This is a genomic window from Pseudomonas fragi (assembly GCF_025426255.1).
In the GTDB taxonomy this organism is placed as follows: domain Bacteria; phylum Pseudomonadota; class Gammaproteobacteria; order Pseudomonadales; family Pseudomonadaceae; genus Aquipseudomonas; species Aquipseudomonas kulmbachensis.
Window position 1 is genome coordinate 4,566,713 of record NZ_CP104861.1, and the last position, 24,909, is coordinate 4,591,621.

The following is a 24,909-nucleotide window of genomic DNA, read 5'->3' on the forward strand; positions in this document are numbered from 1 at the left end:
TTTCAAGCATGCTCAACTCAAAAAAACGCGACAGGCAGCTCGCTTCCTGCACTTTCCATCCCTCATTACGCGTATCCCCCCTGACCCTGAGCCTGCTTGCAGGTATGTGGACGATCCCCACTCAAGCATTGGCGTATAGCGAACAGGGACGCTTGCACGACGCCGCCAGCTGGCACAGCGCGGAGTTCAAACTGGATTGGGGGTTGGCCGCAATTGGCGCGGATGTGGCCTATGCCCGCGGGCTGAGTGGCAACGGTGTACGCCTGAGCCTTGGCGATACCGGTGTTGATTTACGTCACAGTGAATTCGCTGCAAAAGATAATCGCCCTGTGCGCATCGCGGACTTCGGATGCGAGAAAGAAATGCTACCTACAAAGGGCAATCGGGGCTGCTTCTTCTCCGAGGGTGATCGCGCGAACATCGAGTACAACGACTTACCGCCAGAAACCTTGGCCCGACTGGAACAATTGATCGCCAACCGCGAACTGTCCAGAGACGAGCTTGATGAGTACAAAGCCATGCTGGGCGCAGCATACGAACCCCATGGCACTCACGTAGCGGGAACGATGCTCGCCAACCGTGATGGCAAAGGCATGCACGGCGTGGCCTATGCGGCCAATCTGAGCTCGATACGCTTGTTCGGTAACGTCTATAACGATGCTCCCGAATCACAGGGGCAAGACAAGACCGTCATGCCTGCCCTCGAGGCCTATCTGCCGGCGTATGAGCAACTGCGTGCACAGAACGTGCGAGCCATCAATCACAGCTGGGGTATCCCCGAGGACTTGTCCACCGTTGAACAACTGGATGCAGCCCTGCAAAAGCATCGCTCGGGCCTGATCGATGTGTTTGCCAAAATGTCCCAAGACAGCGGTTTACTACAGGTGTGGGCGGCCGGCAATTCCGAGAACAACCCTACCCCCGAACTGTCCCCTTTCGCGGATACGCTGGCCTCCTTGCCCCGCGCCATGCCAGAGCTTGAGCCGTACTGGTTGAGCGTGGTCAATGTGAATAAAAATCTGCTGCTGAACTCGGATTCGTTTCGCTGCGGCTACAGCATGAATTGGTGCGTGGCCGCTCCGGGAACCGTAATCACCTCCTCCGTCGTCGATGGTGAGATCGACGTTAAAAAACGCTATGCCGAGGATGGCGAAGTCAACGGCGTTGATGTCATCGCCGACCGTCCCCGCTTTGGCTATGCAACCTATACCGGCACGTCAATGGCCGCCCCCCATGTAACCGGTGCGCTGGCGCTTTTGATGGAACGTTTCCCGTATCTGAGCAACCCGCAAGTACGCGATGTACTGCTGACCACGACCCAAGACCTGGGTGCACCCGGCGTGGATGACGTGTACGGCTGGGGCCTGATCGACCTGAAAAAAGCCATCGACGGGCCAGGCCAGCTGCGTGTCGATACCACCGTGGCAATGGACCGCCGCGCCGGTGGCGCCGTGATCTGGCAAGGCGGCGCCTGGGATGACTGGCGTAACGACATAAGTGGCCCTGGGCGCTTGGGCAAGACCGGTGATGGCTGGCTGCGGCTCAGTGGCAACAACAGTTTTGCCGGTGTGACCCTCAGCGGCGGCATCCTCGAACTCGATGGCAATAACCGCTTGGCCAGCGACATCAACGTTGCAGGCGGATTGCTACGCCTTAACGGCACCTTGCAGGGCACTGAGCTCAATGTGAACGGCGGCATCGCTCATATCAACGGCCAACAAACCGGCGCCATTACCCGAGTAGGTGCAGGCGGTTGGCTCAGTGGCGACGGCACACTGGCTGACACCCAAGTACTGGGCACCATTGCCCCCGGCAGCGAACACCGGCCATTGACGGTCAACGGTAATTATCTACAGGGCGCAGGTTCGGCTTTGATCGCCACTGCGGGGCAACTTGGCGCTGTACCGGCGCTGCAGGTCACAGGCCTGGCCGAACTGGAAGCGAGCACGCTGCGTTTGGCCCGCAATCCCGGTGTATTTGCGCTTGGTAAGCACTACCGCGTGTTGCAGGCCGATGCGGGAATCAAGGGCCATTTCACCTCGTTTGATCACCGGGCGTTCTCGCCATTTTTAAGCTTCACCCAGACCCAGGACACACACTCCATCGGGGTTGATGTCGCCCGTGGGTTGCCACTGCTCTCGGCCGCCAGCACCGCCAACCAACGCGCCACGGCCAGCGCCGCCGACAACCTGGCCATGTCCGAGCCGCTGGCCCAGCGCCTGACCTCGCTGTTCCCTGACGAGGCGAGGCACGCACTGGGCCAGCTCAGCGGCGAACTGCACGCCAGCACCCAATCAATACTGCTCGAAAACACCCAGGTGCTGCGTAACGCCGCGCTGGTTCGTGCGGGTGAGGTCCTCGACAGCCCCTCCCGTCAGGGCGTCTGGGTGCAGTCGCTTCTGCAAGGCGGGCGCCTGAACGGTGACGGCAATGCTGCGTCTGCCAGTCACAAACTCAGCGGCATACTGGTCGGTGCTGACCATGACTTCGAACAGGGCACTAGCGCCGGGCTGCTGCTTTCCAGCGGTCAAACCCGCGTAAAAACCGCAGGTGGAGACCGGGCCACCCTCGACGGTTACCAGTTCGGCCTGCATGCGGGGCACGCCTGGGATGCCTTCGGGCTTTACGGCGGGCTCGCCTATGGCCACAACAGGATACAAACCAAGCGCCACATCAATATTGCCGGGATCGATGAAAACCTTTCCGCCAACTACCGCAGCCGGACCCAACAGGTATTTGTTGAAGGCAACTATCGTTTGAGTCAGGGCGCGTGGGACTGGCAACCCTTTGTGCAACTGGCCAGCGTGCGCAGCCAGACTGACGGGTTCAGCGAACGCGGCGCCAAGAGTGCCCTGAGCGGACGCGCTGCCAGCAGCGCGGTTAACCTGACCACCGGCGGCGTGCGCTTCAAGGTCGATTTGCACAAAACCTCAGCCGGGCCTTCCTGGCTCAGCCTCAACGGCAGCGCGGCCTATACCCGCGCCAGCGGCGACCTGAGCCCAACCACCGATGTCGCCTGGCAAGGCGCAAGCAGCATGCGCGTCGCAGGAGCGCCGCTGAACAGCACGGCGCTGCAACTGAACCTTGGCGCTGTTGCACGGCTCACCCACAGCAGCGCCTTGAGCATGAACCTGAGTGATCAGCGCGGTGAACGCGCGCGCGAGCGCAGCGTGTCAGCGCAGTATCAGTTCGAGTTCTGAAGACTGACCTTCCTCAACATCGCTCACGGCAAACGTGTCGTCAGGGACCCAGAACAAAAACGGGTCCTTGGCCGGACGGTTGTCATAGGGCCGCACACGGCCCTCCTCATCCACGGCACCGGCGCGTCGAAAGCCATATACCTGGCGCCGCTCGACATGAATGCTCGGTGCCGCACCTTCGCCACTGGCAGGTTCAATGTTCATTGCCTTCAAAGTCGCCAACAAATCATCAATGATCTGCTGTCGATTGAGAGTGAACGCCGAGGCAAAGCAGCGCCAGAAGCGCCAACCGGCACGTTCCAGAATACGTTGGCGGCGCATGTCGCTGTCCCAGCGGTCCGGCCCGTGGAAACGGTCGCCGTCACACTCGATTGCCAAGCGACTGTCATTGTCACCTTCAACCACCATATCGATGCGATAGGCCCCTACACCGACCTGCGGGATCACCCGATAGCCGCGCCGGGTCAGTTCATCGTACATATCGCGTTCAAAGCCCGACTCGCATAACTCGCGCAGATCGCTGACCTGCGCTGCATCCTGAGTAAAGGGCGTTTCAAAGTGCTCGATCAAGCCACGGCGCAAACCATCGACCGCACTGAGGTCGGTCAGTTCGACGCTGCGCACCAGGTACATGCGATCCCGCGCCCGGGACGCGGCCACGTTGAAGCGCTGGGCTATCGAGTCGCGGCTGTTGGCAAAACAATCACCGGGGCTGGCGACCATCGACAGGAACATGATGTCCCGCTCCTTGCCCTGGAACGTGCGCGCATCACCACAGCTGATCTGGAATTGGGTGATCACCTCTTCGCCCAGCTCTTTAGTCAGCATTTGCATGACTTTTTGCGCCTGCTCCGCCCCCAGCAGCGAAACCACACCGATGCTGCGCCCGGCAATCTGCGGCAGGGCGATCAGGCGACGGATTTCCTCGACAATCACATTGGCTTCGCCGAGGTTGAACTTGCCCTTTTTCTCCCCGTCCATCACCAGCAGATCCACCAGCGGCGGGTCCAGGCGCTCGGTCATCATCGGCAGGCGCAGCGGCTTGAGTTCGTGGTTATAGAACTCGCGTTTGGAGTACTCGATGATCGGCGCCACACAGCGGAAATGCTCGCGCAACATGGTGCCGCTCTTGGCAAACACTACTTTGAACAGGTCATACAGCGAGCGCTCAGGAGACATCAATGGCCGATACAGCCCCACCTGATTACCCAGATAGCGCGCCATCATGTTCTGTACGCGCTCTTCTTCCATGCCGATACCGTCCGGCGAAACCTGTTTGTCATCGCCCACCACCAGCACTTTTTTCGCGCGCAGCAAGGCAGGCAAGGCGCTCAGATCGGACTGTGACGCTTCGTCGATGATCACCAGGTCAAAGGCCCCGTACTGGGCCGGCAGGCTCTCGCAGATACGGTAATGCGGCATGATCCAGCACGGGATCGCCGAAATCGCCACATCGGCGGCCAGTCGCGCATCCTGTCGATAACGCCCGGCACGCACGCCGGTGCCCTTGCCGATCTTGCGGATCGCGGTGCGATACAGCTCAAGGGCCGCCCTGACACTTGGCGTGGCGTTTTCCGAAAGGCGCAGCCAGGTTCGCTTGACCACAGCATCCTGATAAAGGCGCGATAGACTCAGTTCCAGTTCTCCGCGCAATGTGAACAAACGCTTGAGATCTTCGCGCCCGTCGATGCTGTCCAGGTAGCGTGCCAGACGGCTCAGACGCCACACGTCCAGACAGTTGTCCGCCAGCAGGCCATCCACCGGGCCGGTGCTCGGCTCGTCGCGTAAACGTGCAGCCCAGAGCAAGCCGCCACTCTGCGCGATCACCTCTGTCACCCGCTGCACCGTGGCCAGCGCACTCGTCAGCGCCAACACCCGGCGCAACTCGTCCATCAACTCGGACCACTGCGCCTGAACCTCGGCGGTGGTCACCTGCGGCTGGCCCAGACTCAAATCCAGAAACCCTTGCAGGCGCTCGCTCACTGCGCCGCTACAACCGGCCAACGCCTTGTTGAAGGCTTCCTTGAGCGCCCAGGTGGCCGCCAATCGGTGGCGTATCAGGTAATGGCGCAAAATGCCCTCACCCTTGCCCATCACCGCCTCGTCACTGCGCAACTGTGCGACTTCAGCCCAGTCCGGAAGCAGGTGTTTGAGTTCGGTTTGAGCGCGGACTTCACCCTGTTCGGCGCGGATGATATCGCCGTATTGTTCAATCGCCCTGGCCGCCGCCAGCAGTTGCTCGGCGTCGGTTTCAAGGGTCGGCAACGGCATCTCGGCGGCCAGTGCATTCCAGCGCAACAACAGGGTGCGGCCCAGTTGCTGAAAGCGCACAAACGCCTGCACGTGGGCCCAGTCCTGATCACTTTGCGGCTTGCTGCCCAGCACCACAATGTTGTCCAGCAACTGCTTCTGGCTGCCCTTGCCGATCAGGCCGGACAAGCCGAACGGGCGCCGCCCCTGGGCCAGGTTATCGATGGCGGCGACCACCTCGGGCTGTGCCTGCAGCTCGAAGGCCAAACTCACCGGCCGGGCGACAAACGCCTTGCGACCGGCCAGTGCCTCTTCGATTTCGCCCTTGAGGCTGTCGAAAAGCGCCAGCACATCGGCATTGGGGTTACGCATCAAATAGGCCTGCATGGCCGGCACCCAGCTGTGCTCCGCGCTTTTGAGCTGCGTACGCAGTGCCTGCAATTGCCCCAGGTGCTCGACCAGCGTCTGCGCCTGCTCAAGGGTCTGCGCGCTGGCGTCGAGCAACCGCGGCACCTCGCCGGTGCTTTCCTTGTGCTGCAACTGGCTTTCCTGAGCCAGATCCTGATGGACCTGAATCAGCGTCTGCGCATCCGGAAAGTCGTCCAGTTGCGGGACTTTCAGGCCCAAATAAGACAGCGAGTCCTTGAGTTCAAGCCGTGCCTCGCGCAAGGCAATAATGTCTTGCAGGGTGAAGCGCGGGCGGTGCTCCTCGCCAATACCGATCTGATCGGCAAAGCCGTTGATTTCATCTTGCGCCGCGGCGACCTGCAATGCGGCATGGGTGGGGCTGAGGCGTTCACCGTCGATTTCCAGGTCCGACAGGTTACGCTCGGCCCACTGCGTGATTTCACGGTCGGCGCTGGCCATCTGACCGTGGAGCGTATTGATTTCGTCGTCGATCTGGCCGATTTCGCGCTTGTACAGCGCCCGATCAATGCGCTGGACCTCAGATGAAATCTTTTGAATGGCAAATTCGAACTGCTTCATGCCGTCCGCTTCGCTGCTCAGCAGGCTGATCGCCAGCGGGCGGATGTCTTCCGGGAGTTTTTCCTGCAACACAGCCAGCGCCGGGTCTTTCATCGACGTCACCAGCACCCGCTTGCCATTGGCCAGGTAATGGCTGATGACGTTGGCAATGGTGTGGGTCTTGCCGGTGCCGGGCGGGCCCTGCACCACCACACCATCGTGCACTTCCAGCAGTTGGATGATTTGCACCTGCTCGTCGTTGTAGGGCTTGGGGAAATACAGTTCGTGGACTTTAGCCGCTGGCGCATCACCGCCTTGGGAGCCACTGACGTAGGACAAACCGCGAAACGGTGGCAGGACTACGTCTTCCAACACGCTGGAAGGCTCGGTCAAGATCGACTGCAAGGCTGGCGGCAAATCGCCGATTGCCTCTATCTCGCCTTCAAAACGGGCCAGGTCTTCAATAAACATGTTGCTGTCGCGAACACGGGCAAACAGGCACCAGGTATCTGTCACGCACAGGTGCTCACCGGCCTTGGGCACGCTGCGATCGCCTTCGGCAACCGTCACCGGCACAAACTGCCCCTGGGCATCGAGCAATGACGACGCCGAGCGAATCACCGGCTCATGACTGCCCGGATTGAACGGGCTGATCCCACCTTGGTCCTTGTTGAAAAAATCCTTGGCCAGCGTCGCCAATGGCCCGACACCGGCAATATCTGCCGCGACATAAGCATCCACTTCCAACCGCGGCTCAGCGGCACGCGGACGTACTTCCAGCGCCATGGTGTCCGGGTTGATGGCGATCTCGACCAACTGGCTAATCAACGGGTAATGGATGACACCGACCACGGGATGTTCCCACGTCGAAACCCCTAGCCCCCAGACCAGTTCCAGCTGCGCATCCCCCAGATTGCCCTGCATCTGCTGCACCAGCAGAAACAGCTCGGCATACAGCTCGATACTTTTGCGCCGCTGCTTTTCCTCTACCGCCCACAGGCGCCAGGCAGTCTGGCTGTAGGACTTGAACTGGGCCTTGATCTCGCCTGCATCCAGGCAGTCTTCCAGATTCACCCACTCATCGACCGGTGCGTCTTCGCTGACATTGATCCCCACCAGGGTCAGGCGCGCAAGCTCGGCCTCGGACAGTACGCCGCTGTTGATCAGCGCTTCACGCGCTACCCGCAGTTTTAGCGCCGGCTCGGTTTGCGGGGTGCCTTTAAGCTCGATCCACAGCGCCAGCAGCGGGCTCAATGGCGCGGGCGGACGGGTCTCGTGCAAACGCTCAAGCCGCAGCCAGATTTCATCATCGTCGCCTTCCAGTACATCCAGGCCGACACCTGGCAATGCGCGCAGCTTTTCTTCGCTGGCGCTGAATGCGTTGTGCTGGCTGACGGTCAACGCGGGCCGCTTTTGCATGAGTGCCGTCTGTTTTACAAATTCAATCAGACCAGCGAGACGTGCGCGTAATGTATCCATGTTTGAGCTGAACCACTTTGATAAGGGGGCGCATCGAGAAAGCCTGAAGGCGCCGGAAGAAAGCGAAAAATCCTACAATGGCCGACACAATACAGAGGTTCAGGTGGTATTCAGATACATCATTCTGTAAAAACTTCTCGCTATAAAAGACGGCCCGGATATTCCCGATAAGGTCGCTCCCCATGCCCCCCTCTCCCCAACGCCTCGCACTTGCCATCGCGCTTTTAAGCTCAAACGGGTTTACCCCGTTGGCACTCGCCAGTGACACCATTTTGAGCGCTCCCAGCACCAGCGCCCTCAACCTGGGCGCCAGCGACTCGTTGACCGTGACCCCAGCCGGGAGCCTGACCACTGCCAAAGTGGCTGTCACGCTCAAGGGCAGTACCAGCGGTACAGGCGTGGTGATCGACAACGCGGGCAGCCTGATCTCGACGGGCGGGCGCGCTATCGACAGCAGTGGCAGCGCAACTGGCGAGCGTAACTACAGCATTCTTAACCGCAGCGGCGCGACGATCCAGGGCAGCAACGATGCCCTGCGCATCGACACCCACTTCAGCAGTGGCAGTGTGCTGATCGACAACAGCGGCACCATTCGCTCAACCGACAGCGGCCAGGCCATCGACCTCGACGCGGTGCGCAACGATGACGTCAACATCTCCCTGATCAACCGTGCAGGCGGGTTGATTCGCGGCGAGTTCAGCGACGGTATGAAAACCGGCTCCAACGCCACGATTGTCAACTACGGCGAGATCTCATCGGGCGATGCACTGAGCGACGACAACAAATTCGACGGCATCGACATCGACTCGGCCACCGGCGTGACGGTGACCAACTACGGCACCATTACGGGCGGGCGCCACGGGATCACCACCGACCTGGGTGCAACGCTGATCAACCATGGCGAAGTGACCGGGCGTAACGGCTCGGGCTTCGGCTCGGACGGTGATGGCACTGTAATCAACTACGGCACCATCACCGGTGCCTACTCCGGGCTCAAGCCTAACGGTGATGGCGACGGAGTTGATATCGACCTTATCGCCCACATCGAAAACTACGGCGTGATTCAGGGCACCGGCGCGGGCGGTGTCGATAAAAACGGCTTTGCCAACGGCAGCGAAGGTATCGCGCTGGGCGGTGGTTATATCTACAACGCTCAAGGCGCGTTGGTCAGCGGCGCCAACAATGCAGTGCTGGTGGATGACGGCAGCGATGGCTCAGGGCTCGCCGCCACCACCTTGATCAACCACGGCACGATCAAGGGGCTGGACGGTTTTGGCGTGAAGTTTGTGGGCGAGTTCGATGATGTGGTGATCAACAATGGCCTGATCAGTGGCAGCAATGGCCAGGCGCTGGATCTGGGCGGCGGCAATGACCAGCTGACGCTGGGTAGCGCCAGCCACTTCGACGGGGTGGTGGATGGCGGCAGCGGTTTTGATCAGGTCACGCTCGATGACCCGGCCGGTGGCAGTTTCGGCAATAGCCAGAACTTTGAATGGCTGGACGTGAGGTCCGGTAGCTGGACACTTACCAGCCAGAACGATTTCAGTGACGGCGGCGTGATTTTCAGCGGCGCCCGCCTGATCAATCAGGGCACCATCAGCGGTGCCCTGATCGTCGACGAAGGTGGCGTGTATGCCGGTGGTGGCAGTGTTGCCAACCTGCTGGTCAACGGCACGCTGCAAGCTAACCCGCAGTTGGGAGGTCCAAGTATCATCCATGACCTGACCATGACCAGCGACGCGACCCTGGCCTATGGCGTCAGTGCCGATGGCAGCAGTGCGCCGGTAAAGGTCGGTGGCACTGCCTGGCTCAACGGCGCAACGCTGGCGATCAATGCCGGTAGCGGCAACTACCCGTGGCTCAGCCAGTACACGGTGCTCAACGCAGGGGGCGTCGACGGCACCTTCGCCAAGGTCACCAGCGACTACGCCTTCCTCACCCCGACCCTCAGCTACAGCCCCACCAGCGTCGAGCTGACCTATGCGCGTAATGACGTGGCTTTTGCCAATTACGCCAGCAGCGCCAACGGCAGCAGTGCCGCCATCGGCCTCAGCCAGCTCAAGGCCGGGAATGCGCTGTATAACGCCTTGCTCAACACCAGCACGCAAACGGCGGGAGCGGCCATCGAACAACTGGCGGGTAGCAGCACTGCAAGCCTGAGCAGCGCAACGTTGGGCGCCACCTCACAAGTGGGCAGCAGCATGTTGACGGCCATGCAGTCCTTGGGCGCAGCCGGTGGATTGCAGGTTGCCAGTGCTGCCAGCGACACCCCGGCCCTGGCCGCCACTGGCGTACCTGCGGGTGTGCGCAACCTCAATGACCCGAATGCCCAGGGTCGGCTCTGGCTTCAGGGCCTGGGCAGCTATGGCCGCCTGGATGGGACACATGGCAACAGCGATCTGACCCAACGCACCAAAGGCGGACTGCTCGGTGCCGACTGGGCGCTGACACCCGACTGGCGCATGGGCGTGCTCGGCGGCTACTCAAAAACCGACGTGAACAGCACCGGCATGGATGGCACCGTCAACAGCTGGCATGCGGGTGCCTATGCGATCCGCCAGAGCGGCGCGCTGGCCCTGCGTCTGGGCGCGGCCTATAGCGGCCATAACGGTGACAGCAAACGCAGCGTGGTGTTTAACGGTTTCAGCGATCAGCCCAAGGGCGATTACCAGGCCAGCAGCCAGCAAGCCTTTGCCGAACTGGGCTACGCCTTGGGCAGCGGGCGCCTGAGTGCCGAACCGTTTGCCAATCTTGGTTATCAGCGTTACCAGCGTGATCGCTACACCGAAAAAGGCGGTGCTGCCGCGTTACAGGTCGATCAGCAAACACAGGACAACTTCAACAGCACCCTGGGGGTGCGTCTGGCGCATCTGAGCCAACTGGAAAACGGCATGAGCGTCACTCCACGCCTGAGCGCAGGCTGGAAGCACACCTATGGCGATGTCAGCAGCACAACCAGCCAGGCCTTTGTGCTCGGTGGTTCTGCCTTCAATGTCGAAGGCAGCGCGCTGGACCGCAACAGCCTGGTATTGGAGGCAGGGCTGGATATTGGCGTATCGGCCCGTCAAACACTGGGCGTGGGGTATACCGGCGATATCGGCAGCAACAGCCGCAATCACGGGCTGATGGGGCAATGGCAAATGAGTTTTTGATAACGTAGCCGCTCGGCGGCGAAGCCGTCGTAAACCTTGAGAGCCGGTTTTAACTGGCACACCGCAGCATCTGATTTCACGACGGCTTCGCCGCCGAACGCAGCCTTCGTTCCTCGGCAGCTGCTACAGGGGTTGCGTTTCACGCACAAAAAAAAAGGCCCTCCCCGAAACCGGGGAGGGCCTTTTGCTTAACGCCGGGGGTTAGCCCAGGTTAACGCCAAAGTTCGATGCCAATGGCGCCAGGCCACCTGCAAAGCCTTGTCCGATAGCCTTGAACTTCCACTCTTCGCCATTACGATACAGCTCGCCGAAGACCATCGCGGTTTCGGTCGAAGCGTCTTCGCTCAGGTCAAAACGTGCCAGCTCTTTGCCGTCTGCCTTGTTCAGAACGCGGATGTAAGCGTTCGAAACCTGACCGAAGTTTTGCTTGCGGCCATCAGCGTCGTGAATGGTCACCGCGAAAGCCAGTTTTTTAGCTTCTTGCGACAGGCCCGCCAGGTTGACGTTCACTTGCTCGTCGTCACCATCGCCTGCGCCCGAGCGGTTGTCGCCCTGGTGCACAACGTTGCCGTCCGGCGAAGTCTTGTTGTTGTAGAACACAAAGCTGCCGTCATTCAGCACTTTGCCGCTCTCGCCAACAATAAACACCGAAGCGTCGAGGTCGAATTCCTGACCGTCAGTCACTCGTGGGTCCCAACCCAGACCTACGATAACTTCGGTCAGGCCCGGAGCTTCTTTGGTCAGGGAAACGTTGCCGCCTTTACTCAGACTTACTGCCATGTGCGTGAACCCTTATATGAAAAGTTGATGGGTTGCGGATTAAAATTTCAGACCGTAGCTTTCAGCCAATGGCTTGAGACCACCGACAAACCCTTGACCGACAGCGCGGAACTTCCACTCGGCGCCATTGCGATACAGCTCGGCAAAGATCATCGCGGTTTCGGTGCTGGCGTCTTCAGCCAGGTCATAACGCGCCACTTCATTGTTGTTGTCCTGGTTCACAATGCGGATGAAAGCATTGCGTACCTGGCCGAAGTTTTGACGGCGTGCGTCAGCTTCGTGAATGGTCACGGTAAATGCAATCCGGTCGATGTCGGCTGGCACCTTGGACAGGTCGACCTTGATCGCCTCGTCATCGCCGTCGCCTTCACCGGTACGGTTGTCGCCCGTGTGCTCAACCGAACCATCGGTGCTTTTGAGCTGGTTGTAAAAAATGAAATCGGAGTCAGCGCGTACTTTACCGTCAGCCTTGAGCAAGAAAGCGCTCGCATCCAGGTCGAAGTCTTGACCATCGGTGGAGCGTGCATCCCAGCCCAGACCCACGAGGACTTTAGTCATCCCCGGAGCTTCTTTGGACAGAGACAGGTTGCCGCCTTTGGAAAGGGAAAGTGCCATGTGTAGTTCTCCTTAGTAATGTGCGATCAAGCGTTCGTGTCGTTTTTAACGTCGGACTGCTCTTCTTCCTTACCGGGAAAGATGATGCTGGCCACAATACCAATGGCCAATACCACCAACACCACGATCAAACTGGTGTTTGGATCAATGCTGATACCGTGGCCAAACAGGTGATCGGTTGCGTTCAGGGCCAGCTTGCCGGCGATAAAGAACAGCAGTGCGATAACCGATTTCTCCAGGTGTACCAGGTAGCGTTTCAGCGCTTCGAGAACGAAGTACATGGTACGCAGGCCCAGAATTGCAAACATCATGGCCGAGTACACGATCAAGGGTTCACGGCTCACGGCAATCACTGCCGGTACGGAGTCGAAGGCAAACAGAATGTCTGAAACCTCAACCACCACCACACACAAAAACAGTGGTGTTGCAAAAAGAGCGCCCTTACCTACAAGGGTCATTCCCTTGTTCTGCGGCTTCGTGATCTCTTTTTCAAGCTCTGTACGTGAAACAAAGAAATTATGTCCGTGCAGCTTCGGCCAAACCGGGAACAGTTTTTTCGCAAAACGGTAGGCCATATGCGTGGAGTAATCCTCCTCTTCGTCCTCTTCCTTGCTGCGCAGCATCATGATCGCCGTCCAGGCCACGACCACCGCAAACAGCACTTCGACCCAAGGGCCGAACGCCAGCAGACCAGTACCGATCGCCACGAAGATCAGACGGAACACGATGGCGCCGATGATGCCCCAGTACAGAACACGGTGACGCAGCGCGTCCGGGATCTTGAACCAGGCAAAGATCGCCATGAACACGAACAGGTTGTCGACGCTGAGAACTTTTTCCAGCGCGTAACCGGTTACGAACAGGCTGGCCACGCTTGGGCCGTGGGCGTAATACAGGTAGCCCGCAAATGCGAGGGAGATCAGCACCCAGAATACCGACCAGACGGCGGCGTTGGTCAGCGTGACCGGTTTATCGCTTTTGTGGGTAAACAGGTCGATTGCCAGAGCAATGACCGCCAGAGCCACAAATACAGCGATGGTAGTTGGCGGAAAGCCAATTGCCGTGTTTTCCATGATGTCCTCAGAGATCAAAATCGCCAGGGTTCAGCCCCAGCTCATTGCAGATGGTGCGGCAAGCAGCCCGCTCACTTTCATCAAAGTTGCCGTCGGCGCTACCGATTGCGCAGCAAACACGCACCAGCAGACGGGCGGCATCTTCTTTTTTACGCAGCTGACCAATCGACTTAAGCGCTTCAGCGCGGCCGATTTGCTGGTCAAACTCAAATTTTTCGCAGACGGCGTTGAATGCCTTGATCACGTCTTTAACGTCAAAGGCCTTCAGCTCATTCGAGTTCTGAATAAACCCGACCATCTTCTGTTTTTCGTCGCTGCTGATATTGCCATCGGCAGCGGCCACCAGTGCGCACCCGGAAACTACGGCTTCCATGAACTCACGGTTTTTGAACTTGCTGACTTCCGTCGAGAGCTTGTCACGGGCGGCAGTGGCGTTGGTTTTGAGCCATTCGAGCATTGGAGTCACCTTGTCAGAAATTATGGGAGCGGCGCCTGCGTCAGCAGGTGGCCAATTACATAGCGCTCATTTGGAGCCAGCAGCCCAGCGCATACCCCAACCGAACGCTTTATCCATATCGGAATGGCCCTTGAAAAATTCAACCCTGCGGTTGACCTTCACACTGCCTCCGATGTTTTCAAGCAATGCGATGGCGCACATGCCTTTGGTGCCACCCTCCTCGCTCAGACGCACTTCAATCGGCGGTTCACCCGGGATATACAAGGTGATAACGCCGTCAGTCGCCTGCCAGTTCGGTGCGCCTTCGTAGATGAACGCATACACCAGCACGCGACGCATCTTGCGCCACTCCTTGCCGTTGATACGCAGCCACTCGCCGTCGCTCACCGAGCCGGTACGGTCGTCGCCCATCAACTGGATAAACGGCTCGTCACGGAAGTCGCCAAAGGCATTGCCCAGGGCCTGAACCGCGCCCTTGCGGCCGTTTTCCATTTCGTACAGGCAACCCACGTCCAGATCGATACCGCCCGACTTGCCGGTCGCCTTGTTACGCAGGGTCGCGAAAAAACCGCCACCGCCACTGCCCGCGCTGTCGTTCGGGTTGGTGCGGTTCCAGTTCAGGTTGATCTTGATCTCGCCAAAGTCACCGTCCTTTTTCTCAAGGCTGATGGACGGGCGCTGCTTGTCCAGGGTGATCTTGGACAGGTTGATCTTCGACGCCGGAGCAGGCGCAGGCGCAGCAGGTGCAGCAGGTGCTGGAGACGGCACTGGCGTCGGAGCGGCAGCCGGAGCGGGCGCGGCAATATCAACGCCAAAATGCTGAGCCAATGGCGCAAGGCCACCGGCAAAGCCCTGGGCGACGCAGCGGAATTTCCATGCGCCCTGACGGCGATAGAATTCGCCGAGGATCAACGCAGTTTCTTGCATACCCTGGGTAGGAATCGGCGCTTCAATACCGCCACTCACCGCTACATTCAGCTGTGGGAAGGCATCGAAACGGGCCTTGTTCTCGTAAATGGTCGCGGTCAGTGCGACTTTTTCGATGGCCGGGTCAATGGCCTCCAGGTTGACGCTGAACACACTGCGCCCGGCAGCCGACTCGACCAGCTTGACCGCGCCATTGTTGACGCTCTGCTGGCCGAAGAAGCACATGTCGTTGTCGCCACGCACCTTGCCCGACTCATTGAGCAGGAAGGCCGACACGTCCAGATCAGCGCCCGCCACCGGGGTGTAGCTGATGGTCACGCTCAGGGTGCCAGAGGCAACGCCCGTATTGGCGCCAGGCGTCAAAGTCGTCATGCGCGCACCGCCTTGGCCGCATCACTGGCCAGGTCTTGTGCGGTACGGCCATTGGCCACGGTTCCGATAGCGGTCAGGTCCCAGCCCGCCGAGGTGCGGCTGATGTACGCCATGACCACCCCGGTGTGACGCCCCTTGTCCGACAAGTTGAAGCGCGCCAGCTCTTTGCCGGTCAGCTCGTCAACGATGCGGCAGTAGGCGTTTTCGACCGCTTCAAAATTTTGCCCGGTGAACGAGTTCACGGTAAACACCAGGTGTTTAACCCCGGCTGGCAGTTGCTCCAGATTGACCTGGATCGATTCGTCGTCGCCATCGCCCTCACCCGTGCGGTTGTCGCCGGAGTGAACGATGGAGCCGTCATTGGACTTGAGCTGGCGGAACCACACCAGGTCTGTCGGTTGTTTGGCACTGTCGAGCAGGATGCACGAAGCATCCAGATCGATAGCGGTGTCACTGCTCAGCAGTTTGGCAAAAAAACCGCTCGGCTTGACCGGGTCCCAGCCCAGGCCCATACGGATTTTTTTAAGACCGGTTCCGGCTTCTTTCTCGAGAGAAATGGTTTGATTCTTGGACAGCGAAATGGCCATGAAGCGTCTCCTTGTCTGCGCTGAAGCACGATAGGTAATTGCTGATTATTGACACGCTTTGCTTACGCCTGGCTTACAGCCCTTCACGTAAACACACGTCAAGTGGCCGCTTGCGGCGCCACAGCGCGTGAAATTCGCGCCAATGTGGCTCCTGAGCGGCCCCGAGCATTTGTTCATCGCCTACGGTGTCACCCCAGGCGCGTAAGATGTATTGGTCCAAAGGCCCGTATTGCGCCTCTAACCGAATGACTTTTTGCTCACAACGACAGTTGATACCGTCGATCTGCCCCGTCAGTACGCCATCGACTGAAGCCAGCCGGGTACCGATCAGGCCGATACCGAGTTTTTGGGCGAACGGTGTAAGCACCAGCTCCGGGGACGCCGAGCAAATAGTGACGTTGGCGCCCTGCTCAACTTGGTTGGCGACGGATGTTAATCCTAAAGGACGCATTAGACGCTGCCAGGAAACGTCACAAAATGCTTCGGCGCGTTCTTTTACCCACGCCTCTTTGGCACCGGTCAGGTAGACGGCGATCAGTTTTTCTTTCAAATCATTGCGCGAAATCCTACCCAGCAGATAGCAAGCGGTGGCCGGGATCATCCGCAGCAAACGCATCGCGAACAGCCGATTACCAAAGGCAAAGCGCAAAAAAGGCACAAAAGTATCGTGATAGGTCAGCGTGCCATCAAAGTCGAAAGCCGACAGAACTTGCTTGCCATTGATCGGTGTCTTCAAAACGTCGTTCAACCCACTAATTCAGCCAATCGCAGGCTGCCTCCAAAAGTGTCTGACGAGCTGGCAACTTCGGGACGAACCCCTTGCCAATGTGCTCGTTCAATAATTGTCTGCGCCCATTTGTAATGGGTCGCGGGTTCACACATGGCGTCATTGAACTTGAACACCGCAGGCGCCGCCTCACTCAGTATGTGGCGTGCGCTGTTGAGATCTTCAAGGCTGACTTGCAACGCCCTGTGGATAACTGCAATTTGCGACGGATGAATAGCGGTTTTACCCACAAGCCCGTGGGCCATATCCAGCGCCAGCTCTTGCTCCAGCAAGTGCGGTGCGTTCAGTTGTTCAAACACCGGTGCGGTCAGGGCAAAGCCTGCCGAGCCCATAATCCCGCATAACATGGGAATCACATAGCTCATGGGTGTGCTGTACAGGGTCATGGTCTGTGGGCGACGCAAGCCCAGGCAGCCCATCAAGTCATTGCCGCCTATGCGCAGGGCAATAATGCGCCCCGGCAATTGCTCCAGCATGGCGCTGCGCAGCTCAACCATGGCATTGGGCACAAAGACTTCAGGGGTTTCCAGGGTAGGCATCAGCATCAAGTCGTCGCGGGTAACCGCCTGCTGCCACTCGCGAATATTACCCAGGCTGAGTTTGGGTACTACAAAGCCGTCAACATGGCGCATCAGCGACCACTCGTTGAGCACCGCCGCCATGGCGGCATCCCGGGGCCGCACAAACAGGATCGGCCCGGTAGACGGTCGACCACCACGTGCCTCAATCCCCAGCAGCAGGCTCTTGAGGTTGTTCAGCCCCTGCTGCACGTCGGTTTCGGCCACGGCGTCTTCCAGGCACACCACCAGTGAGCGCAAACCCTGAATTTTGTCCCCCAGCACCACGTCAAGAATGTCGGGACGGGTGGCCGGCATATAAAGTGTGGCGCCCAAGGCATAGGCTGAATGTTTGATCATCAGCGAACACTCCTGATTACGGTCACTGCACGATACGGCCCCAACTCATCACCGACTTCCTGGACCTCGATGTTGGCCTGGCGCGTCAAGTGCAGCAGCAGTTGCACGTCCTGATCGTCAAGGTTGCGGACCAGTACGTGGTCCGGCACCCGGCGCATAACGGCGCGGGTGGCCTCGGCAATACCCGGTTTGACCCGGTTGGGGTTGGTCACCGCAAACCGGGTCGAGATACGTTCGACCGCCGCCACCGCCGAGTGTTGCAAAACTTCGGCCTGCTCCGTTATCCACGGCTGTGCAGCGACCAGCGGTGCTAGCTGCGCACGCTCGGTCTCGATGCTGTGGATAAAACTCATGGTCACATCGTGTTCCGCCAAATGGTCGTACACCACACAGCCATGCAGCCCAGGGTCTTGTGGCCAGATAGAGCGAGAAACCAGCCCTGAAACCGTAGCCCCCAGGATGCCCGACGGGATCAGCCAGTCTTCAGCCGAAGCCGCCAGCCAGGCGCGCCCACAGGGGTCGGCCAGCACCACCAGTCGCGGATCTGCCGGGAAACGCGAGTCTCCCGCCAGGCTGTCGCGAATCTGCCCGCTGATTGCACCCTTGCCGGTCCAGCCATCGACAAACACGATGTTCTCGGCACCGTGGGCCTTGATGATAGCTTCGAGTGCGACGTTGTCGATTCCACGGTCGCGAATAATACTGATCCCGTAATGCGCAGCCTCGCGCCCCAGATCAAGCAGTGCCCGACGCAGCAACACGCCCAACGGCAAGCCTGCCCGTACAAACGACACCAGCGCAATCGACGGGCCGCTGTAGCGTTCGTTCAAGGCCTGTGCCAGCGCCTGCACATCCGCTGCCATGCGTGCGCCGTTCTGTGCCAACGCAAGCTGATAGAGGCTTTTATGGGTGTCGGACGGTGCATGCTCCTGGCTGATCATCTCGGAGTAATGGCGCTGCTGGGTCTGGATCAGGCGCTCTTTTTCCTGCACGTCGGTGACTTCAATCTGCATGGCGCGCAGCAAAAAGTGCACGTCATCGGCGTCATAACTGCCACTGCCGACGGTATGCAGTCCTGCAAAAGCGTTACTCATGGTCGACACTCGCCAACACATGGCTGGCCAACTGACCGCGCTTGGGCGTGCCCCACCAGTCGCACTCGGCCATAAAGCCCAGGTCCGACACGCTGTCGCCAAAGCCCAGCAGCGGGCGCTTGCCGTTGATCGCCTGATCACGGCGGATCCACTCGCGCACTGCTTCGCGCTTCTGCAAGGCCTGGGGCAGGAACGCCAGATTGTTGCCATTGCCGTGCACGTACAGCCCGTCCAGCAAGCCCCGCGCCTTGACCTCAGCCAACACGGTGAGCAACGCCTGGTCGGTTTCATTGTTGTGCTTGGTGACCACGTAATTGGCCAAGCCCTGTTCTTCTACCACCCAGCCGCGCAACGAGAAGCCAAGCTCCGTGCCAATGGCCAGGGTTTGCTCGCTCAACTGATGCAGCCGGGTTTGCTCAAGCGCCAACTCGTCGCACATGCGGGCATGCCATTGGGCATCCAGCGAGCCGTCCGGGTTGAGGATCACCCCACCGTGGGCACAGACCGCGCCATGGACAAAGGGCAATTGCACCCGCTGATAGGCTTCGATGCTGCGCGCAGTCACCGGGACTACGTCGCTGGTGGCCAGCAGCCACTCAACAAAACTCTTCTGGGTCGCGCTCATAAAACCGTTGGGCTGACCATCCACATCCAGCGTGGCGGCAAAGCGTGGCTCATCGCCCATTTTGCGGGCGGTTTGAAACAGGGTGTCGTCCAGATCGACGAACACCAGAGGGCGATTACTGCTCATCAACGATTACCTGCGCATTCAGTGCGCTGATCAGCGCCGGGTCGACGGCGGCTGCCGGGGTTTCGCTGCAAATCAGCACCCGGTCAAACTGGCCGGGGGCGACGTTATAAAGAAAGTTGGGAATACCCAGGCCGTAGTTGTCAGAGAACGACAACGCGTGGTCGATGGCATGCCCCAGGGCAATCGGCGAGCGGCTGGTGGAGCTGAAGCGCACATCGGCACCCGCCCGCTCCAGGCGCTCGGCCAGCAGAAAGGGGCGCCAGACAAATTCACTGGTGCCAATCACCAATACCCGCTCACCGGGTGTGACCTGTAAATCAGGCGCCAGCGTGTCGAGGTGTTGGCGAACGCCCATGCGCCCCCAGTCACGACTCGAATCGAGCGCCCAGTCGCCTTGGGCCACACTGCCTACTTCAGGCATATCCGGCAGCTCTGCGGTTGGATCTTCGGCGAACGTGTAACGACCGTCGAGCAAAGAGACGCTAGTGACGTGGTCACCCATCGCCTTGCGCACCGCATCCTGGGACCAGTCGGTCAGGGTCGCGGTAACGATGCGTTCAATCGAATCGAGCCCCGCCTCGGCCAGCGCCCGTGACAGGTTGATAAAGGTATTGCCGGTCGACGCTTCGTCGTCCACCAGCACCAGCGAGCGGGCGTTGAGCATCATTTCGCGGGTTTGCGCATCTTGTGGCAGATGCAGCAGGTGCGAACTGGCGTGGCTGTGTTCTTCTTCAAAACGGGCAAACAGTTCGCTGCCCGTGGGGTGACGGCTGCTGCACAGATACACGCTGTCATTGCGGGTCTGGCTCAAGGCGCGGTGTACGCCAGCACCCAGACCGACGGCCGTTTCAGCCATGCCGATCACCAACACCGGGCCGGGCAAGTCGGCAGGAATCTTGGCGGCCAGGGCATTGAAGCTTTCAGCCATCAACGATGGACGGGCCGGGATATGGCGACCCAGTACCCGGGAGACAAACAAAAAGGCCCGCTTTGGATTGCGCCGCTCGGCAAAATCGAAAAGTGCCTGTGGATCAAAGGTCGATGCATTGACCTCTACCTCCAGACGACCGCGCTTGAGGTTTGCATGCAAAACCTTGGGTTCAGTCGTGGGGTTAGCGCTATTCATCAACATTTACTACCTGAAAATACTTAAAAAGTGGGGGACGATCAGCGAGTCGATAACTTTAGACAAGCGATAAATAGTTACCGGAAACGTCAACTCAACCTGGTAGCGAGTCCCCGCGTACCGGAACCACGACCGTGATCGCCTTTACCTGAATATCATCGCGCCAGACGCTGGCAGGCACGGGCATGCCGAGGCGGCGAGCGGCAAAAATACCGGGCAGGTTGACCCCGGCTTCACGGGTGTAGCCGATGCCACCGGAGTAACGCAGATTGATCTCCAGCAAATGTGGCTGGCCCGCCGCGTCGTCACGGGTTTGCACGTTGACGATACCGTCGCACTTGAAGTGCCGTGCGGCCTTGATCGCCAGCTCAACCGCTGGGCCGTCGCGCTCGAATGTCTGCATCAGGCCTTGCTTGCGTCGCCCGACATAAGCCACGGCTTCACCGGCCTCGCACACCATGTCTACCGAGCATTCGCTACCTGGCATATAAGGCATGACCAGCAACGGCTTGGGCGTCTCGGACAGGCCATAGGCCTGGGCAAACACGGTCGCGTTGACTTCATGGGCGTCAGCGTTGGCAAAACTGCGAAACGAGTCGACATCATCGGCCAAACGCCAAAAGCCTTGGCCGTAAATGCCGCGCGTTGGCTTTACACAGACCTGACCGTCGCGGGCCAGTTGGGCGTAGGCCTCTTGCAGCTCGGCCTGGGTGCTCACGGTAATCGCCGGAATACACGCCAGTCCCGCCGCCAATGCCTCACGAGTAAACGCCGACTTGTCATCAACCCGTTCAAAGGTGTCCAGGTCCAGAGCACCGGTGATCAGTTGCAGCCCCGCAGATTCGAACTCGCCACGGTGCGCTTCATAAACCTGACCCACGCGCCCGGCCAGCACCACCTTGATCTGATGGGCCCGCGCCTGCTCGATGACCCAGTCGATGCGTTCTTGATTGTCCTGCGGCTCGCGCCAGGCGACATCGGCCAACCCGGTAATTTCAGGGCGACTTTGTCGGTGTGAAGCATAAACCCGTACCGCATCCGGTAGCGCCGCTCGGGCACCTGCAATCACGTCGCGTTGGCTGGATTGCCCTTCAAGAAACCAGATCATGAACATCCCTTGGTACGGATAAACGCGGGAGTCTAGCGGATGGGGGCTACCGACGCCCTTAGTCATTACGGGGATGCCGTGTAACCAAATATGAAAATTATTAACTAACTAGTTCATAATGTGCGGCATCGTGTCGCGCCCTGTCGCCGACACTTCATATAAAGGAGCACCCGTAGATGTTTTTCTCTTCCCGCGCCCTGCTGAACACCAGCCTGTGCGGCGGCTTGTCATTGCTGGCCCTGGCGCCTGCCTGCGTACTGGCCGATACCACCGACAACCTGATGAACCGTTCGACCCTGACCGGCGACTGGGGCGGCGAGCGCCAAAAGCTGATCGACAAAGGCGTCAAGCTGACCGGCGATTACAACTCCGAAACCTTTTCCAACCTGCAGGGCGGGATCAAGCACGGCACTCGTTACTCGCAACAAGTGCGCATCGGTGCCCAGTTCGACTTGAGCAAAATACTCGGCACCGCCGATGCTGGCCTGGTGCAAATCACCGTCAATGATCGTCGCGGTCACAGTGCTTCCGAAGATCTGGTAGGCAACCGCTTGCCGATCCAGGAAAACGCCGGCGGTAACTTCACCCGTCTGTCCGAGTTCAGCTACCAGCGCACCCTGTTTTCCGAAGACCTGACCACCAAGCTGGGCTTCTTGCCGATGGGCAATGACTTCGGTGGCATGCCGCTGCTGACCAGCTTCGTCAACGCCGGTTTTTGCGCCCACCCGCTGACCCAGTCCAATGGCAGTGGCTGGACCAACTACCCCACCGGCCACTGGGGCGGTGAGTTGCGCTACACCGTGAGCCCGGCACTGACCCTGCAAACCGCCGTGTTCCAGGTCAACCCCGAGTACAACAGCCGTTCCTCCGAAGCCTTCAGCATGACCACCAAAGGCACCACGGGGGCGATCATGCCGCTGGAAGCGATCTTCACCAACAACGCCTGGCTCAATGGCCAATACAAAGTGGGCTGGTACTACGACACGTCCAACACCCGCAAAATTGGCAGCACACAAAAGGCCAACAATCGCACCGGCGCCTATGTGTTGGTCGACCAGGCCATCTGGCGTGACGAGCAAGACCCCGAAAGCGTGTTGCGCGCCTTTGGCCAGGCGGCCAGCAGCAATGCTGCAACCTCGCCGATGAGCCATTGGTACTCGGTGGGCCTGGTCAAGCAAAAGCCGTTTGCCAGCCGCCCCAAAGACAGCATCGCCTTCGCCTATGGCCGCGCCGTGTTCAACTCACGCTCACGGGATGTTCAAGAAGCGGCGGCCAGCAGCCCGGAACAAGCGGACATGATCGCTAACCTGGACAGCGGCGAGCAGTTGCTCGAACTCAACTATGGCGCGCAAGTCACGCCGTGGTTGCTGTTGCGCCCGGACCTGCAATACATCATCGAGCCGGGGGCCTTCTACGGCGCCAGCCGCAGCAATGCGCTGGTCGCGGGATTGCAGGTTAAAGCCACGTTCTGACCGACAACCCTCTGTAAATACTCTGTTCCAGATCAAGCCCCCAGTGGGAGCGAGCCTGCTCGCGAATGTTCTTCGCGAGCAGGCTCGCTCCCACGCTTGAAGTATCTCTCTCCACTGACGAGGAACAAAGGCTGCGATCGAGTGCAAAACAGTCGTAAAAGACTTTAACGATCGCTTCGCTCCTCAGCGGCAAATTGGGCAGGCAGGTTTCACAATTTGTTAAGAATTGCCCTCCTATACTCCAGCGCAGTATTCCATTCGATTTCTGCCTGGTAGCCCAATGCGTCTGACTCGTCCTGCTTTGCTGTTATTGCTGCTCGGTTGTGTCCTGCTGTTTTTTGCACTGGGCAATCATCAACTACAAGGCTCTACCGAATCTCGGGTGGCGGGCATCGCCATGCAAATGCACTTGAGCGACGATTGGGTAACGCCCAATTTGCTCAATGACCCCTTCCTCGAAAAACCACCCCTGAGCCTGTGGCTGGATGCAGGCGCCATTCGCCTGTTCGGCGCCGAGTTGTTCGCGGTGCGCCTGGCCTCTGCCTTCGCCGGCTTATTTAGCGTGCTGTTGCTGTACGCCATGTTACGTAAACTCGGGCGTCCAACCGCTCTGGCCTGGACTGCAGCGGCGATGCTGGCAACCATGGGGATTTTTTGGGGTAACGCCCGCCAAGTGGGCGAAGACTCTCTGCTGACCTTGGGGGTAACCATGGCGTTGCTGGCGTTTTTTTATGCCAGCCGCCAGCTTCGTTTTGCCTGGGGCAGTTGGCTGTTGTTTGCCGCTGGGATTGCCATTGCGACCTTGAGCAAAGGCGTACTGGGACTTGCCCTTCCGGGGGTGGTGATTTTTGTCTATTTGCTGTGTGAAAACCTGATCGAAAAACGCTTCGCCCTGCACAATTGGCTGCGCCCCGCCCTGCTGACTCTGCTCGGACTGGTCCCACTACTGATCTGGCTGTGTGTGCTGTATCAGCGCGGCGGGATGCAGGCGGTAAGCGAACTGTTATGGACCAACAGCGTTGGGCGCTTTAGCGGATCGTTTGTCGAAGCCGGGCATTACGAACCGTTTTACTACTACCTGAGAAAACTGCCCGAAGCCTTCCTGCCGTGGAACCTGCTGACCTATCTGGGCCTGTGGCACTTTCGCAAGCAGCTGCGCGACAACCCGTTTCTGCTGTTCTTCTGTGTGTGGCTGGTGGCGCAATTTCTACTGTTGAACTTCGCCTCCAGCAAACGCGCGGTATACATGATGTCGCTGGCGCCAGCCGCCGCCGTCATTGCCGCAGAATACGCCCGGGTGATTCTGGAGTGGCTGCGCAAAAAAAGCCCGGAGTCGGCAACAGCCAGGTTCCTCAGCGATTACCACCGTCCTCTAGCCATCGCGCTGTTAGCTGGCCTGGTGGCCGCCTATATGCTGGCAGCGCATTGGGCCCCGCGAGCCGACAAGGAAGAGTCATTCCAGCCCATCGCCGCCCATGTCATGGACCTGCAAGCCAGTGGCAAACAGGTGGCGCTGCTCAGACCCGACGAGCGCCTGGGTGCCGTGGTGTTTTACACCCAGCAATTGCAGCACACGCTCAAGACCACGGACGAACTGCAAGCGTTTCTCAGTGCATCGCCTGACAATATCGCCCTTGTCGAGAAGCCCGAAATACCGGGCATCTCCTTGAACGTACTGGACAAGGTCAGTGTGGGGCGTCACCACTTTTACTTCGTCAGCCTGGCAGCACCCACCCCATAAACTTGATCCGAGGCAACAGATACGCAGATGGCGTGGCCGATCGTGGTGCATTGGC

Annotated in this window: 17 protein-coding genes; 4 read left to right on the top strand and 13 right to left on the bottom strand. The window is 59.4% G+C overall.

Going from position 1 to position 24,909, the window contains the following annotated elements; all coding sequences use genetic code 11:
* Positions 1-8: 8 nt before the first annotated feature.
* Positions 9-3,200 carry an autotransporter domain-containing protein gene (locus N7D90_RS21170; protein ID WP_261739808.1) on the top strand — a complete coding sequence of 1,064 codons (3,192 nt, stop codon included), beginning with the start codon at positions 9-11 and terminating at the stop codon, positions 3,198-3,200.
* Here the strand turns inward: N7D90_RS21170 and N7D90_RS21175 are convergent.
* Complete coding sequence (locus N7D90_RS21175) at positions 3,174-7,835, bottom strand: AAA domain-containing protein (protein WP_261739809.1); 4,662 nt, start codon at positions 7,833-7,835, stop codon at positions 3,174-3,176. The genes N7D90_RS21170 and N7D90_RS21175 overlap by 27 nt on opposite strands.
* 242 nt (positions 7,836-8,077) lie before the next feature.
* On the opposite strand from N7D90_RS21175, the gene N7D90_RS21180 reads away from it, so the two are divergent.
* Positions 8,078-11,047: an autotransporter domain-containing protein gene (locus N7D90_RS21180; RefSeq protein WP_261739810.1), complete on the top strand. Its 2,970-nt coding sequence runs from the start codon at positions 8,078-8,080 to the stop codon at positions 11,045-11,047.
* A 201-nt stretch (positions 11,048-11,248) separates the two neighbouring features.
* Here N7D90_RS21180 and N7D90_RS21185 read toward each other — a convergent pair whose 3' ends face one another.
* From N7D90_RS21185 to N7D90_RS21240, 12 genes are all read right to left on the bottom strand, one after another.
* Entirely contained in the window at positions 11,249-11,827 is a 579-nt protein-coding gene (locus N7D90_RS21185; RefSeq protein WP_261739811.1) for a TerD family protein, read from the bottom strand.
* Between the two features lie 39 nt (positions 11,828-11,866).
* Positions 11,867-12,442 (bottom strand): TerD family protein, encoded by a 576-nt coding sequence (locus N7D90_RS21190; RefSeq protein WP_261739812.1) that lies wholly within the window; start codon positions 12,440-12,442, stop codon positions 11,867-11,869.
* A 26-nt stretch (positions 12,443-12,468) separates the two neighbouring features.
* Positions 12,469-13,515 (bottom strand): TerC/Alx family metal homeostasis membrane protein, encoded by a 1,047-nt coding sequence (locus tag N7D90_RS21195; protein ID WP_261739813.1) that lies wholly within the window; start codon positions 13,513-13,515, stop codon positions 12,469-12,471.
* 7 nt (positions 13,516-13,522) lie between these two features.
* Entirely contained in the window at positions 13,523-13,972 is a 450-nt protein-coding gene (locus tag N7D90_RS21200) for a tellurite resistance TerB family protein (RefSeq protein WP_261739814.1), read from the bottom strand.
* A 66-nt stretch (positions 13,973-14,038) separates the two neighbouring features.
* Positions 14,039-15,271: a TerD family protein gene (locus N7D90_RS21205; RefSeq protein WP_261739815.1), complete on the bottom strand. Its 1,233-nt coding sequence runs from the start codon at positions 15,269-15,271 to the stop codon at positions 14,039-14,041.
* Positions 15,268-15,858 carry a TerD family protein gene (locus N7D90_RS21210; protein ID WP_261739816.1) on the bottom strand — a complete coding sequence of 197 codons (591 nt, stop codon included), beginning with the start codon at positions 15,856-15,858 and terminating at the stop codon, positions 15,268-15,270. Before N7D90_RS21210 ends, N7D90_RS21205 begins: the two co-directional genes overlap by 4 nt.
* A 73-nt stretch (positions 15,859-15,931) precedes the next feature.
* Entirely contained in the window at positions 15,932-16,606 is a 675-nt protein-coding gene (locus N7D90_RS21215; RefSeq protein ID WP_261739817.1) for an HAD-IB family hydrolase, read from the bottom strand.
* A complete protein-coding gene (locus N7D90_RS21220; RefSeq protein ID WP_261739818.1) occupies positions 16,603-17,562 on the bottom strand; it encodes an HpcH/HpaI aldolase/citrate lyase family protein in 960 nt (319 codons plus the stop codon). The genes N7D90_RS21215 and N7D90_RS21220 overlap by 4 nt, the downstream gene beginning before the upstream one ends.
* A complete protein-coding gene (locus tag N7D90_RS21225; protein WP_261739819.1) occupies positions 17,562-18,656 on the bottom strand; it encodes a cysteine protease StiP family protein in 1,095 nt (364 codons plus the stop codon). The genes N7D90_RS21220 and N7D90_RS21225 overlap by 1 nt, the downstream gene beginning before the upstream one ends.
* Positions 18,649-19,407, bottom strand: a complete 759-nt coding sequence (locus N7D90_RS21230; protein ID WP_261739820.1) for a trehalose phosphatase — start codon at positions 19,405-19,407, stop codon at positions 18,649-18,651. Before N7D90_RS21230 ends, N7D90_RS21225 begins: the two co-directional genes overlap by 8 nt.
* Positions 19,397-20,533, bottom strand: a complete 1,137-nt coding sequence (locus tag N7D90_RS21235) for a phosphoribosyltransferase domain-containing protein (protein ID WP_261739821.1) — start codon at positions 20,531-20,533, stop codon at positions 19,397-19,399. The genes N7D90_RS21230 and N7D90_RS21235 overlap by 11 nt, the downstream gene beginning before the upstream one ends.
* A 94-nt stretch (positions 20,534-20,627) precedes the next feature.
* Positions 20,628-21,641 carry an ATP-grasp domain-containing protein gene (locus N7D90_RS21240; RefSeq protein ID WP_261739822.1) on the bottom strand — a complete coding sequence of 338 codons (1,014 nt, stop codon included), beginning with the start codon at positions 21,639-21,641 and terminating at the stop codon, positions 20,628-20,630.
* 176 nt (positions 21,642-21,817) lie between these two features.
* Here N7D90_RS21240 and N7D90_RS21245 point away from each other — a divergent pair, with 176 nt between their 5' ends.
* Positions 21,818-23,113 carry a carbohydrate porin gene (locus tag N7D90_RS21245; protein WP_261739823.1) on the top strand — a complete coding sequence of 432 codons (1,296 nt, stop codon included), beginning with the start codon at positions 21,818-21,820 and terminating at the stop codon, positions 23,111-23,113.
* Between the two features lie 280 nt (positions 23,114-23,393).
* A complete protein-coding gene (locus N7D90_RS21250) occupies positions 23,394-24,854 on the top strand; it encodes an ArnT family glycosyltransferase (protein WP_261739824.1) in 1,461 nt (486 codons plus the stop codon).
* Positions 24,855-24,909 lie beyond the last annotated feature (55 nt).